The organism is Streptomyces sp. enrichment culture (genome assembly GCF_964272895.1).
In the GTDB taxonomy this organism is placed as follows: domain Bacteria; phylum Actinomycetota; class Actinomycetes; order Streptomycetales; family Streptomycetaceae; genus Streptomyces.
On the sequence record NZ_OZ186832.1, the window covers coordinates 5,112,784 to 5,126,842 of the forward strand.

At 70.8% G+C, this 14,059-nt stretch carries 12 protein-coding genes; all 12 read left to right on the forward strand.

Features of this window, described 5'->3' with window-relative positions; all coding sequences use genetic code 11:
• The first annotated feature begins 207 nt into the window (after nt 1-207).
• Complete coding sequence (gene rho / locus ACSU6M_RS23270) at nt 208-2,181, forward strand: transcription termination factor Rho (RefSeq protein WP_437072012.1); 1,974 nt, start codon at nt 208-210, stop codon at nt 2,179-2,181.
• Between the two features lie 80 nt (nt 2,182-2,261).
• Nucleotides 2,262-4,064, forward strand: coding sequence for a trypsin-like serine protease (locus ACSU6M_RS23275; protein WP_437072014.1), 1,803 nt, complete (start codon nt 2,262-2,264; stop codon nt 4,062-4,064).
• A 205-nt stretch (nt 4,065-4,269) separates the two neighbouring features.
• The gene (locus ACSU6M_RS23280) at nt 4,270-5,409 is read left to right on the forward strand and encodes an LCP family protein (protein WP_437072015.1); all 1,140 of its coding nucleotides are present in this window, start codon (nt 4,270-4,272) and stop codon (nt 5,407-5,409) included.
• 154 nt (nt 5,410-5,563) lie between these two features.
• Nucleotides 5,564-5,788, forward strand: coding sequence for a 50S ribosomal protein L31 (gene rpmE / locus ACSU6M_RS23285; RefSeq protein WP_030944953.1), 225 nt, complete (start codon nt 5,564-5,566; stop codon nt 5,786-5,788).
• 104 nt (nt 5,789-5,892) lie between these two features.
• Nucleotides 5,893-6,960, forward strand: a complete 1,068-nt coding sequence (prfA, locus tag ACSU6M_RS23290) for a peptide chain release factor 1 (protein ID WP_437072016.1) — start codon at nt 5,893-5,895, stop codon at nt 6,958-6,960.
• Nucleotides 6,961-6,998: 38 nt separating this feature from the next.
• A complete protein-coding gene (gene prmC / locus ACSU6M_RS23295) occupies nt 6,999-7,844 on the forward strand; it encodes a peptide chain release factor N(5)-glutamine methyltransferase (protein ID WP_437072018.1) in 846 nt (281 codons plus the stop codon).
• Nucleotides 7,845-8,004: 160 nt separating this feature from the next.
• Nucleotides 8,005-8,652 (forward strand): L-threonylcarbamoyladenylate synthase, encoded by a 648-nt coding sequence (locus ACSU6M_RS23300; RefSeq protein WP_437072020.1) that lies wholly within the window; start codon nt 8,005-8,007, stop codon nt 8,650-8,652.
• On the forward strand, nt 8,649-9,317 hold the full coding sequence (locus tag ACSU6M_RS23305; RefSeq protein ID WP_437072022.1) for a protein-tyrosine-phosphatase: 669 nt from the start codon (nt 8,649-8,651) through the stop codon (nt 9,315-9,317). Before ACSU6M_RS23300 ends, ACSU6M_RS23305 begins: the two co-directional genes overlap by 4 nt.
• 157 nt (nt 9,318-9,474) lie before the next feature.
• Nucleotides 9,475-10,713: a serine hydroxymethyltransferase gene (gene glyA, locus ACSU6M_RS23310; RefSeq protein WP_437072023.1), complete on the forward strand. Its 1,239-nt coding sequence runs from the start codon at nt 9,475-9,477 to the stop codon at nt 10,711-10,713.
• A 164-nt stretch (nt 10,714-10,877) separates the two neighbouring features.
• The gene (locus ACSU6M_RS23315; protein WP_437072025.1) at nt 10,878-12,212 is read left to right on the forward strand and encodes an MraY family glycosyltransferase; all 1,335 of its coding nucleotides are present in this window, start codon (nt 10,878-10,880) and stop codon (nt 12,210-12,212) included.
• Nucleotides 12,213-12,510: 298 nt separating this feature from the next.
• Entirely contained in the window at nt 12,511-12,948 is a 438-nt protein-coding gene (locus tag ACSU6M_RS23320) for a hypothetical protein (protein ID WP_437072026.1), read from the forward strand.
• Nucleotides 12,949-13,221: 273 nt separating this feature from the next.
• Complete coding sequence (gene atpB, locus ACSU6M_RS23325; protein ID WP_437075317.1) at nt 13,222-13,992, forward strand: F0F1 ATP synthase subunit A; 771 nt, start codon at nt 13,222-13,224, stop codon at nt 13,990-13,992.
• Nucleotides 13,993-14,059: the final 67 nt, after the last annotated feature.

Below are 14,059 nucleotides of genomic sequence, written 5' to 3' on the forward strand. Positions count from 1 at the left end.
CCCCTCTGGGGGAGCTCCGGAATCGGTGCGACCACGCCACGTGACACCGGGTGCCACGGCTCGTCGAGGAAGCGCCATCACCAGATATCTCATCCGCCGTTCCGGCGGATTACCGCCCCGGCCGGTCCACAGCAAGGACCGAAGCCGGACAGCACAACCGGTCGCCGAGCCAGACAGGCCGACGTCCGCTCCAGGGAAGGACCCTTCGTGAGCGACACCACCGATCTGATGGGCGCACGTGTCGAGGAGACCGCTGCCGCGCCCGCCACGGACGCCTCCGCGCCTGCCACCGGTGCCGGCTCCCGGCGGCGCCGCGGTACCGGCCTTGAGGGCATGGTGCTGGCCGAGCTGCAGCAGGTCGCCTCCGGCCTCGGTATCAGGGGCACCGCGCGGATGCGCAAGAGCCAGCTGATCGAGGTCATCAAGGAGGCGCAGGCCGCCGCCGGAGGCTCCGCCCCGGCCGCGAAGGCCGACGCCGCCGAGACCAAGCCCAAGCGCCGCGCCACCTCCAAGGCCCGCACGGGCGAGGACACCGCCGGGAAGAAGACCGACGCCAAGGCCGAGGCTCCCGCCGAGAAGGCCGTGGCCCAGCAGCAGATCGAGATCCCCGGTCAGCCGGTCGCCGGCGACGAGGCCCCGGCCGAGCGCCGCCGCCGCCGGGTGACCGCCGAGGCCGGCAGCCCGGAGACGGTCACCGCCGAGGCCAAGAGCGAGCCCAAGGCCGAGACCCCGGTCCAGGCCCAGCAGGGCGGCGAGGCCAAGGGCGAGGCCGGCGAGGGCGGCGAGGGCCGCCGCCGCGACCGCCGTGAGCGCGGCCGTGACCGCGACCGCGACCGTGACCGCGGTGACCGCCGCAAGGGCGACGACCAGCAGGGCCAGCGCGGTCAGCAGCAGGGCCAGCAGCAGGGCGGCCGTCAGGACCGCCAGCAGGACGACGACGACTTCGAGGGCGGCCGCCGTGGCCGTCGCGGCCGCTACCGCGACCGCCGTGGCCGTCGTGGCCGCGACGACATCGCCACCGAGCCGCAGATCGCCGAGGACGACGTCCTGATCCCCGTCGCGGGCATCCTGGACATCCTCGACAACTACGCCTTCATCCGTACCTCGGGCTACCTTCCGGGCCCGAACGACGTGTACGTCTCCCTCGCCCAGGTCCGCAAGAACGGCCTGCGCAAGGGCGACCACATCACCGGTGCGGTCCGGCAGCCCAAGGAGGGCGAGCGCCGCGAAAAGTTCAACGCGCTGGTCCGCCTCGACTCCGTCAACGGCATGGCGCCCGAACACGGCCGCGGCCGCCCGGAGTTCAACAAGCTGACGCCGCTGTACCCGCAGGACCGCCTCCGCCTGGAGACGGACCCGGGCGTGCTGACCACCCGGATCATCGACCTCGTGTCGCCGATCGGTAAGGGCCAGCGCGGTCTGATCGTGGCCCCGCCGAAGACCGGCAAGACCATGATCATGCAGGCGATCGCCAACGCGATCACGCACAACAACCCCGAGTGCCACCTGATGGTCGTCCTCGTCGACGAGCGTCCGGAAGAGGTCACCGACATGCAGCGGTCGGTGAAGGGCGAGGTCATCTCCTCGACCTTCGACCGCCCGGCCGAGGACCACACCACGGTCGCCGAGCTGGCCATCGAGCGCGCCAAGCGTCTCGTCGAGCTGGGTCACGACGTGGTCGTGCTGCTGGACTCGATCACCCGTCTGGGCCGTGCCTACAACCTGGCCGCCCCGGCCTCGGGCCGCATCCTGTCCGGTGGTGTCGACTCGACCGCCCTGTACCCGCCGAAGCGCTTCTTCGGTGCGGCCCGCAACATCGAGGACGGCGGCTCGCTGACCATCCTCGCCACCGCCCTGGTGGACACCGGGTCCCGCATGGACGAGGTGATCTTCGAGGAGTTCAAGGGCACCGGCAACATGGAGCTCAAGCTCGACCGGAAGCTCGCCGACAAGCGCATCTTCCCGGCGGTGGACGTGGACGCGTCCGGCACCCGCAAGGAGGAGATCCTGCTCGGCAACGAGGAGCTCGCCGTCGTCTGGAAGCTGCGCCGGGTGCTGCACGCGCTCGACCAGCAGCAGGCGATCGAGCTGTTGCTCGACAAGATGAAGCAGACCAAGTCGAACGTCGAGTTCCTGATGCAGATCCAGAAGACCACGCCGACGCCGGGCAACGGCGACTGACGGTTGTTCTTCTGAAAGGGCCGCCCCCTTTCGCCGGGGGCGGCCCTCTTTGTACAGCTTTCACCCCTAAGGGGACCTGAGTGGAGACGTCCACACCCGAGGGATCCCGGCGTACGCGCCGGATGCGGATCGCCCTGTCCGTGGCCGCGGCCGGTGTCGCCACCGCCGTGGTCGCCGTGGTGCTGCCCCAGGTGGCGGGCGCCGCGCCGGCCGTGCCCGAGCCGGCGCTGACGCCTCCGGGCTACACCACTCTGGCGGCGGGCGAGCTGGAGCGACGCGTGGCGGGCGCGCTCGCCGGGGACGACACCCCCGGCGAACCGGTCACCACCGGCCGCGACGAGGGCACCGCCGCCCCCGGTGAACCGGCCACCACCGGCCGCGACGAGGGCTCCACCGCCCCCTCGGACGCCCCGGCATCCGGCGGCACCGCCCCCTCCTCGGGCGGTCCCGCCCCCCGCACCACCGCCCCCGCCGCCTCGGTGCCCTGGATGGCCCAGCTCTGGTACCACGACGACCGGGGCACCCCCACCAAGGCCGACGACCTGGGCTTCTTCTGCGCCGGCGCCCTGGTCTCCCCGACGAAGGTCCTCACCGCCGCGCACTGCGTGAAGGGCTACAACTGGTACGCCTTCGGCAGCGTCGTCACCGGCGCCACCGAGCGCGCGACCACCACCGCCGCCGGCCGCGCCGACCTGCACGGCGGTGCCGCCTCGCTGCCGCTGCGCCAGTACTACGACCCGGCGTACAACGCGGACACCTCCGAGAACGACCTCGCGGTGCTCACCCTGGACCGGCCGTCGAAGGCCGAGCCGATCCGGCTGATGCCGTCCACCGACACCGCCACCCCCGGCACCGAGGCCCAGGTCTACGGCTGGGGCCGCACCGCCGGGGAGCCCGCGCCCGGCCTGCGCGCGACCACCCTGACCATCGGGCCGGACGCCGACTGCGGCGCCGCTCTGGTGCCCGGCCGCATGCTGTGCACCGACGCCGCCGGCCGCAGCACCGCCGCCGACTCCGGCTCCCCGCTCGTCGTCGACGGACGCGTCGCGGGCGTCGTCTCGCAGGGCGGCCTGATCACCCGGCTGCGGCCCCACCTCGGCACCGTCTCCGCGCGGGTCGACGACGCCAACTTCACGCGGGACCACCGCGCCGACGTCTTCTCGCGTCGCGCCGATGACCGGATGGGCTTCTTCAAGGCGGCCCAGGGCAGCGACTTCGACCCCCGCGAGGAGGCGGGCAACTGGGGAGCGGTGAACCTCGTCGTGCAGTCGGACCTGAACCGGGACGGCTTCCAGGACCTGGTCTGGCGCCGGGACAGCGACGGCGACGTCTACTGGACGCACTACCTGCCGGACCGCCGGGCCTGGGAGGCCACGAAGATCGCCGACGACTGGGCGGACCGCACTGCCGTCGTCACCCCCGGCGACGTCACCGACGACGACCTGCCCGACCTGCTCTCCGTCGACGCCTCGGGCGTGCTGTGGATCTACCCCGGCAAGGGCGACGGCACCTTCGCCCCCCGTGTGCGGGTCGGCCCCGGCTGGGACCGCTACACGGACGTCCTGGGCCACGGCGACTTCACCGACGACGGCAAGGCCGACCTGATCACCCGCGACGAGGACGACCACCTCTACCTCCACCAGGGCACCGGCCGGGCGGGCCCGGAGGCGTTCGCCGCCCGCGTCAAGGTGCGCACCTGGGGGGACTACGACCTCCTCGACGCCATCGGCGACGTCAACGGGGACAGCAGGGCCGACCTCCTCGCCCGCGGCTCCGACGGGATGCTCTACCTCTACAAGGGCACCGGCAAGGCGTCGCCGGAGATCTTCGCCACACGCGTCCCCTCCGCCCCGGATTTCGACGAGTACGACCTCATCGGCTGAAGCCGCTGGTCACAGCCGACTCCACGGCGCGGGCGACGACGCTCCGTGTCCGTCCGGTCGCCAGGGTGGGCACAGAACGCCGTGCAACCCTGTCCCGGGTTCACCCGTCTGACCAGATGGCGTGACGATGGTGCATACAGGTCCTTTCGACCAGGCCTGTCCGCCGACCCAGGGGGTAACCGACCGGACGAGAGCCGAGGAGCACATGTCTGCCGACAGCACGCCGGGACCCGGCATACCGGGCACACCCGCCTCCAGCGGTCCGCGCCGCCGGGCCAGGGGCCGCCGCCGCAAGCCCCGCGCCACGCACCGCAAGGCCCTGACGGTCGCCGTGTGGACGGCCGCGGGCATCGTCGCCGTGGGCGGAACCGGACTCGGCTACGTGTACTTCAAGCTCAACGGCAACCTCAGCACCGTCGACATCAACCAGGCGCTGGGCACCGACCGCCCCGCCAAGGCCGACAACGGCTCCCAGAACATCCTGGTCCTCGGCTCCGACACCCGCGCCGGCGGCAACCGCAAGCTCGGCGGCGGCGAGGACGACGGCAGCGCCCGCTCGGACACGGCGATGATCGTCCACATCTACGAGGGCCACAAGAAGGCCAGCGTCGTCTCCATCCCGCGCGACACCCTCGTCGACCGCCCCGAGTGCACCGACACCGACGGCGACACCCATGACGCCGCCGACGGCGTGATGTTCAACTCGGCGTACTCCACCGGCGGCGCCGCGTGCGCGGTCAAGACCGTCGAGTCGATCACCGACCTGCGCATGGACCACTACCTGGAGGTCGACTTCCGCGGCTTCCAGAAGCTCATCGACGAACTCGGCGGCGTCGAGGTCACCACCCGCCAGGACATCAAGGACCCCGACAGCCACCTCGACCTCAAGGCCGGCACCCACCAGCTCACCGGCGAACAGGCCCTCGGTCTCGTCCGCACCCGCCACGGCGTCGGAGACGGCTCCGACCTCGGCCGCATCCAGCTCCAGCAGGCATTCGTCAAGGCCCTCGTCGCCCAGGTCAGGGACGTAGGCGTCTTCACCAATCCCAAGAAGCTCTACGACCTCGCCGACACCGCGACCAAGACGGTCACCACCGACTCCGACCTCGGCTCGGTCAACGCCCTGCTGTCCTGGGCCAACGGCCTCAAGGGCATCAGCCCCGCCGACATGACCATGATCACCATGCCGGTCCAGTACGACCCGGCGGACCTGAACCGGGTCCTGCTGGACGAGAACAAGGCCCAGCTGGTGTGGACGGCCCTGAAGAACGACCGGCCGATCCCCAGGGCGGCGACGACGGGAACGGCCACGGGCCAGGCCAAGGGCGTGGTGAACGCCGCCTAGGGGCACCCGCCCCCGGCCCGAGGGGAATACCACACGCCAACCCCCGGTTTGGGGAGATGGCCCCAGTCCTGGCAGACTGGTACGTCGGCTCCGGTTCACGCCCCCGCACCCCGCGGCAGGCGACCCGGCGCCCTCCCGAAACCTAGGAGACACCTTGAAGCGCGACATCCACCCCGAGTACGTCGAGACGCAGGTCAGCTGCACCTGCGGCGCGTCGTTCACCACGCGTAGCACCATCGCGTCCGGCACCATCCGGGCCGAGGTCTGCTCCGAGTGCCACCCGTTCTACACGGGCAAGCAGAAGATCCTCGACACCGGTGGCCGTGTGGCCCGCTTCGAGGCCCGCTTCGGCAAGGCTGCCGCCGGCTCCAAGAAGTAGCGAGCCCCAGATCGCCGGTCCACGGCCACGCCCTCACGGGTGTGCCCGGGACCGGCGTTTTTGGTCGCCCGCCCTTCACCCCCGTACACCCACAGGAGCCCAAGATGTTCGAGGCCGTCGAGGAACTGGTCACCGAGCACGCCGACCTGGAGAAGAAGCTCGCGGACCCCTCGGTCCACGCCGACCAGGCCAACGCGCGCAAGCTGAACAAGCGCTACGCCGAGCTCACCCCGATCGTCTCGACGTACCGCTCCTGGAAGCAGCTCGGTGACGACATCGACACCGCGCGCGAGCTGGCCGCCGACGACCCCGACTTCGCCGCCGAGGTCAAGGACCTCACCGAGCAGCGCGAAGAGGTCACCGAGAAACTGCGCCTCCTGCTGGTCCCGCGCGACCCCAGCGACGACAAGGACGTCATCCTCGAGATCAAGGCGGGCGCCGGCGGCGACGAGTCCGCGCTGTTCGCGGGCGACCTGCTGCGCATGTACCTGCGCTACGCCGAGCGCGTCGGCTGGAAGACCGAGATCATCGACGCCACCGAGTCCGAGCTGGGCGGCTACAAGGACGTCCAGGTCGCGGTGAAGACCAAGGGCCAGACCGAGCCCGGTCAGGGCGTGTGGGCGCGGCTGAAGTACGAGGGCGGTGTGCACCGCGTGCAGCGCGTGCCGGCCACCGAGTCGCAGGGCCGTATCCACACCTCCGCGGCCGGTGTGCTCGTCACGCCCGAGGCCGAGGAGGTCGACGTCGAGATCAACCCGAACGACCTGCGCATCGACGTCTACCGCTCCTCCGGTCCCGGCGGGCAGTCCGTCAACACCACCGACTCCGCCGTGCGCATCACGCACATCCCGACCGGAGTCGTCGCCTCCTGCCAGAACGAGAAGAGCCAGCTGCAGAACAAGGAGCAGGCCCTGCGTATCCTGCGCTCCAGGCTGCTCGCCGCGGCGCAGGAGGAGGCGGAGCGCAACGCCGCCGACGCCCGCCGCAGCCAGGTCCGTACCGTCGACCGCTCCGAGAAGATCCGTACGTACAACTTCCCGGAGAACCGCATCTCGGACCACCGCGTCGGCTTCAAGGCGTACAACCTCGACCAGGTCCTGGACGGCGACCTCGACGCGGTGATCCAGGCATGCGTCGACGCGGACTCGGCCGCCAAGCTCGCAGCCGCGTAAAGCGCGGGACGTACGAGTACCACTGACGGAGGACGAGCGTGAACCTGCTGCTCGCGGAGGTGGCCCAGGCCACCCAGCGGCTGGCCGACGCCGGCGTGCCCTCGCCGCGCACCGACGCGGAGGAGCTGGCCGCGTTCGTGCACGGCGTGAAGCGCAGCCAGCTCCACTCCGTGAAGGACTCCGACTTCGACGCACGCTACTGGGAGGTCGTCGCCCGCCGTGAGGCGCGCGAGCCGCTCCAGCACATCACCGGGCGCGCCTTCTTCCGCTACCTGGAGCTCCAGGTCGGACCGGGCGTGTTCGTGCCGCGGCCGGAGACGGAGTCCGTGGTCGGCTGGGCCATAGACGCCGTGCGCGCCATGGACGTCGTCGAGCCGTGCATCGTCGACCTGTGCACCGGCTCCGGCGCCATCGCGCTCGCGCTCGCCCAGGAGGTGCCCCGCTCGCGCGTGCACGCCGTGGAGCTGTCGGAGGACGCCCTGGTGTGGACCCGCAAGAACATGGAGGGCTCCCGCGTCGACCTGCGCCAGGGCAACGCCCTCGACGCCTTCCCCGACCTCGACGGCCAGGTCGACCTGGTCATCTCCAACCCGCCGTACATCCCGCTCACCGAGTGGGAGTACGTCGCCCCCGAGGCCCGCGACTACGACCCGCAGATGGCGCTGTTCTCCGGCGAGGACGGACTGGACCTGATCCGCGGCATCGAGCGCACCGCGCACCGGCTGCTGCGCCCGGGCGGCGTCGTCGTGGTCGAGCACGCCGACACCCAGGGCGGGCAGGTGCCCTGGATCTTCGCCGAGGAGCTGGGCTGGGCGGACGCCGCCGACCACCCGGACCTCAACAACCGCCCGCGGTTCGCCACGGCCCGCAAGGCGATGCCGTGAGCACCCGTCCCCGAGGCGCTGCCGTGAGCACCCGTCCCCGAGGCGATGCCATGAGCACCCGTGCGCCGCGCGACGCCGTGCGCACCCGTCCGCCGGGCGGCGCCGTGCGCACCCACCAGACTTCCGCCCAGAGTTACGTGCCCGAGGAGGACCGCTAGACATGGCCCGGCGATACGACACCAACGACGCGACCGACCGCGTGACCGGTCTGCGTGAGGCCGCGTCCGCCGTCCGCCGGGGCGAGCTGGTGGTCCTGCCCACGGACACCGTCTACGGCATCGGCGCCGACGCCTTCTCCTCGGAGGCCGTCGCCGACCTGCTCGCCGCCAAGGGCCGGGGCCGCACCATGCCCACGCCCGTCCTCATCGGCTCCCCGAACACCCTGCACGGCCTGGTCACCGACTTCTCCGAGCTGGCCTGGGAACTGGTCGACGCGTTCTGGCCGGGCGCCCTGACGCTGGTCGCCAAGCACCAGCCGTCCCTGCAGTGGGACCTCGGTGACACCCGCGGCACGGTCGCGGTGCGCATGCCGCTGCACCCGGTCGCCATCGAACTGCTCACCGAGTTCGGCCCCATGGCCGTCTCCTCCGCCAACCTCACCGGCCACCCTGCGCCGGAGAACTGCGACGCCGCCCAGGAGATGCTCGGCGACTCCGTCTCCGTCTACCTCGACGGCGGCCCCACCCCCGGCATCGTGCCGTCCTCCATCGTCGACGTCACCGGCCGCGTGCCGGTCCTGCTGCGCGAGGGGGCCATCTCCCCGGACGAACTGCGCAAGGTGGTACCCGACCTCGAGGTGGCCAATTGACACCCCCAGACGCGGGGCGTGGCATAGGCGGCATCGGGGAGGAGACGACCACCTTCGGCTTCCCCCGGGACACGTTCCGCATCCTCCACGTCAGCACCGGGAACGTCTGCCGCTCGCCCATCACCGAGCGGCTGACCCGGCATTTCGTCAGCCAGCGGCTCGGCGTCCTCGGCGGCCCCCTGATAGTCGAGAGCGCGGGCACCTGGGGCCACGAGGGCGCGCCCATGGAGGCCAACGCCGAGACCGTGCTGGCCGAGTTCGGCGCCGACACCTCCGGCTTCACCGGCCGTGAACTGCTCGACGAGCACGTCATCATGGCCGACCTCGTCCTCACGGCCACCCGCGACCACCGCGCCCAGGTCATCTCCATGGGCCACTCGGCGGGCCTGCGCACCTTCACCCTCAAGGAGTTCACCCGCCTGGTGAACGCCATAGACCCGGCCACCCTCCCCCCGCTGGAGGACGGCCTGGTCAACCGCGCCCGCGCCCTGGTCCGCGCCGCCGCCGCGCTCCGCGGGTGGCTGCTCGCCCCCACGGCCGAGGCGGACGAGGTCCACGACCCCTACGGCGCCCCCCTGACGTTCTTCCGCTCGGTGGGCGACGAGATACACGAGGCGCTGGACCCGGTGGTCACAGCTCTGACCGGGGTCCCCGCGAGAACGTAGGTGCGGGCACGCCGGTGGCGGGGGCGCGGGGCCGTACCGATGTGCGGCTGCCGCCGCGGGGGCGCGACCACCCCCGCCCGGCCCGCACCCGCGCACTCGGAGCACACCCCGAGCTCTCAGGCGAGCGCACCGCACCCCCCGGTCCTACATTGGACGCATGACGGTCACGCCCGCCCAAGAGACCGACGCCCTGCGCCACCAGGACCCCGAGCTCGCCGACGTCCTGCACGGCGAGCTGGAACGGCAGTCGACCACCCTCCAGCTGATCGCCGCCGAGAACTTCACGTCCCCCGCGGTCCTGGCAGCCCTGGGCTCCCCCCTCGCCAACAAGTACGCGGAGGGCTATCCGGGCAACCGCTACCACGGCGGCTGCGAGCTCGTGGACGTGGCCGAACGCCTCGCGATGGACCGCGCCAAGGACCTCTTCGGCGCCGGCCACGCCAACGTCCAGTCCCACTCCGGTTCCTCCGCGGTCCTCGCCGCCTACGCGGCCCTGCTGCGCCCCGGCGACACCGTCCTCGCCCTCGGCCTCCCGCACGGCGGCCACCTCACCCACGGCTCGCCCGCCAACTTCTCCGGCCGCTGGTTCGACTTCGTCGGCTACGGCGTCGACGCGGAGACCGGTCTGATCGACTACGAGCAGGTCCGCACCCTGGCCCGCACCCACCGCCCGAAGGCGATCGTGTGCGGCTCGATCGCCTACCCCCGCCACCCCGACTACGCCCTGTTCCGCGCGATCGCCGACGAGGCCGGCGCCTACCTCATCGCCGACGCCGCCCACCCCATCGGCCTGGTGGCCGGCGGCGCCGCGCCGAGCCCCGTGCCGTACGCCGACATCGTGTGCGCGACCACGCACAAGGTGCTGCGCGGACCGCGCGGCGGCATGCTGCTGTGCGGCGAGGAGCTGGCCGAGCGGGTGGACCGGGCGGTGTTCCCGTTCACCCAGGGCGGTGCCCAGATGCACACCATCGCCGCGAAGGCGGTCGCGTTCGGCGAGGCGGCGACCCCGGCGTTCGCCGCGTACGCCCATCAGGTGGTCGCCAACGCCAAGGCGCTGGCCGCCGCGCTGGCCGCGGAGGGGATGGTCGTCACCACCGGCGGCACCGACACCCACCTGATCACCGCCGATCCGGCGCCGCTGGGCGTGGACGGCCGCACCGCGCGCGGCCGGCTCGCCGCGGCCGGGGTGGTCCTGGACTGCTGCGCCCTCCCGCACGGCGACGCCCGCGGGCTGCGGCTGGGCACGGCCGCGGTGACCACCCAGGGCATGGGGGAGGGGGAGATGGCCCGTATCGCCGCGCTGCTGGCGGGTGTCGTACGGGAGGACCGCGACAGCCGGACCGCGCGCGAGGAGGTGCGGGAGCTGACGGCCGGATTCCCGCCCTATCCGCGCTGAAGGCGGGTAGGCGCTCCAGCGTGCCGACGGGGTGTGACGAAACGGGACACAGCCACACGTGCAACCATCGTCGCTACCCGGAAGTCCCCACACATATGCGTCGCGTAGGCGAGCGTCGCTAGGGTGTGGGGCTGTGATGGCCAGCGAGACCTGTGGGGAAGCCCGTGCGTGAATACCTGCTGACGCTCTGCATCACGGCCGCGGTGACGTATCTGCTGACAGGGCCGGTACGGAAGTTCGCGATCGTGGCCGGGGCGATGCCGGAGATCCGGGCCCGGGACGTGCACCGGGAACCGACTCCGCGGCTCGGCGGTATCGCCATGTTCTTCGGCCTGTGCGCGGGCCTGCTGGTCGCGGGCCATCTGGCGAACCTCAGCGAGGTCTTCGAGCGCTCCAACGAGCCCCGGGCGCTGCTGTCGGGCGCGGCGCTGATCTGGCTGATCGGTGTGCTGGACGACAAGTTCGAGATCGACGCGCTGATCAAGCTGGGCGGCCAGATGATCGCCGCGGGCGTGATGGTCATGCAGGGTCTGACGATCCTGTGGCTGCCGATCCCGGGTGTGGGCAATGTCGCGCTGACCCAGTGGCAGGGCACCCTGCTGACGGTCGCCCTGGTGGTCATCACCATCAACGCGGTGAACTTCGTCGACGGCCTGGACGGCCTGGCGGCGGGCATGGTGTGCATCGCGTCGGCGGCGTTCTTCCTCTACGCCTACCGCGTCTGGGTGTCGTACGGCATCGAGGCGGCCGCTCCGGCCACGCTGTTCGCGGCGATCCTGATGGGCATGTGCCTGGGCTTCCTGCCGCACAACATGCACCCTGCGCGGATCTTCATGGGCGACTCGGGCTCGATGCTGATCGGCCTGGTGCTGGCGGCGGGCGCGATCTCCATCACGGGGCAGGTCGACCCGGACGCGCTGAAGCTGTTCGCGGGCTCGGAGAAGGCGGCGGTGCACCAGACGGTGCCGGTGTACATCCCGCTGCTGCTGCCGCTGACGATCATCGCGATCCCGGCGGCGGACCTGATCCTGGCGATCGTCCGCCGGACCTGGCGCGGCCAGTCGCCGTTCGCCGCGGACCGCGGCCACCTGCACCACCGGCTGCTGGAGATCGGGCACTCGCACAGCCGGGCGGTGCTGATCATGTACTTCTGGTCCGCGCTGATCGCCTTCGGCGCGCTGGCCTACTCGGTCAACTCGGCGTCGATGTGGATCGTCCTGGGCGTGGTGGTGCTCAGCGCCATCGGCCTGGTGCTGCTTCTGCTGCCGCGCTTCAGGCCGCGGGTGCCGCTGTGGGCCCAGCACTTCGTGCCGCCCCGCTACCGCCGCCGTCGCCAGGAACCGGAATCCCTGACGGCCACCGTGCGGGCCGAGCCGGGGCCGGTCCCGGCCGAGCCGCGCACGCCCGTCGCCGCCGGTATGCACTCGGTCAACGGAGCGACCGCGCTGAGCGCCCGTCCGCACCTCCCGGAACGGGGCAAAGCGGAGACCTCGCGCTGACGCGAAGGTAAGAATCTGACTAGAGCATTGCCAAGTCATGGGGGAGCGAACCGGGCCAATACCAGACAAGTCGGCCCGGTTTCTGCACAGACGCGCACGATCACTCTCATGTGTGACAGCCAGCACACCCGCCAGGTAAAGACCTCATCAAATAGTTTGTGATACGGTTCACGAGAACCCGGGATAGAGCCGAAGGACCTCACTGCGAGGGTCCGGTCGGACGTGAGGTTCCCTCTCGCCCCGGGACTACGCTCGTCCATGACGACACCCTGCCCCCTTTGAAAGCGGAGTTGCCGCCATGCCGTCCAATGACGTCCGGAACCTTCTGCAGTGCGCTGTGCCCACAGCCGCTGCCGGTGTGGTCGCCGTGGGCGTCAGTGGCATCGTCGCGGGTGGTCAGGGTGCTCTCGGCGCCGGCATCGGTACGGTGCTGGCCATCGCGTTCATGGGGATCGGCCTCTACGTTCTCCAGTGGACGGCAAAAACGCTCCCGCAGTTGTTCCAGGCCATGGGGCTGATGCTCTATGTGGCCCAGCTCCTGCTCCTGATGATCTTCGTCGCCGTCTTCAAGGACACCTCGCTCTTCAACCCGAAGGCGTTCGCGGTCTCGCTCGTCGTCTCGACCGTCGTGTGGATGGCCGCCCAGGCCCGTGCGCACATGAAGGCCAAGATCTTCTACGTCGACCCGGACTCCTCGAAGAGCGACAGGCCCGAGAAGACGGGGCCGTCGTCGTGAGGGGTAGGGGCGGGATAAAGAGCCAGGAGAACTCCTGCTATCGTCCGGTGCCAACTGCGGCATCGTGGGCGCGGGCATCCGAGCTGACGCCTGCTGTATCGCGAGGCTCGAAGCCCCCCAGCCGCCCTCACATCCGTAACACCAGTCCGGTGCCGACTCGCGGCTGCGCGCCGCGCCGACACAACGAGGTTGCCGAACCCATGCGTCACGCCGAAGGAGCCAGCGGTGAGTGCTGACATGACCCAGCTCGCCTTTGAGTGGGATTGCCGCATCCTGTCCGACAACGGCTGTGGCTTCCCGGCTCCGGGCCTGCACTCGTTCCTCTTCAAGCCGATCTTCGAGGTCGGCGGGTTCGAGTTCAACAAGGTGATGCTGCTCTCGCTCATCACCACGGTGCTCGTCGTCGGCTTCTTCTGGGTCGCCTTCGGCAAGGCCAAGGTCGTCCCCGGCAAGCTGCAGATGATCGGCGAGGCCGGCTACGACTTCGTCCGCCGCGGCATCGTCTACGAGACCCTCGGCAAGCGCGAGGGCGACAAGTACGTCCCGCTCATGGTCTCGCTGTTCTTCTTCGTGTGGATCATGAACGTCTGGTCCGTGATCCCGCTGGCCCAGTTCCCGGTGTCGTCGATCATCGCCTACCCGATCGTGCTGGCGGCCATCGTCTACATCACGTGGGTCAGCCTGACGTTCAAGCGCCACGGCTTCGTCGGCTTCTTCAAGAACGTCACCGGCTACGACAAGTCGCTCGGCGCCGTGCTGCCGCTCGTCATGGTCATCGAGTTCTTCTCGAACCTGCTGGTGCGCCCGTTCACGCACGCGGTCCGGCTCTTCGCCAACATGTTCGCCGGTCACCTGATGCTGGTGATGTTCACCGTCGCCTCCTGGTACCTGCTGAACGGCGCGATGATCCCGGCGGCCGGCGTCTCCTTCGTCATGACCATCGTCATGATCCTCTTCGAGCTCTTCGTGCAGGCCGTCCAGGCGTACGTGTTCGTGCTCCTCGCCTGCTCCTACATTCAGGGCGCTCTCGCCGAGCACCACTGAGTCCCGCCCCACCCACCCCCTGGTCGTCCGGTGGCCAACCCCACCGGTCCGTAAAGAGAAGGAAGAA

Bases quoted from the DNA above. Each gene is read 5' to 3' on its own strand.
- prfA (WP_437072016.1), top strand. From the start codon at position 5,893: ATGTTCGAGGCCGTCGAGGAACTGGTCACCGAGCACGCCGACCTGGAG.
- ACSU6M_RS23300 (WP_437072020.1), top strand. From the start codon at position 8,005: ATGGCCCGGCGATACGACACCAACGACGCGACCGACCGCGTGACCGGT.
- ACSU6M_RS23280 (WP_437072015.1), top strand. From the start codon at position 4,270: ATGTCTGCCGACAGCACGCCGGGACCCGGCATACCGGGCACACCCGCC.
- ACSU6M_RS23320 (WP_437072026.1), top strand. From the start codon at position 12,511: ATGCCGTCCAATGACGTCCGGAACCTTCTGCAGTGCGCTGTGCCCACA.
- glyA (WP_437072023.1), top strand. From the start codon at position 9,475: ATGACGGTCACGCCCGCCCAAGAGACCGACGCCCTGCGCCACCAGGAC.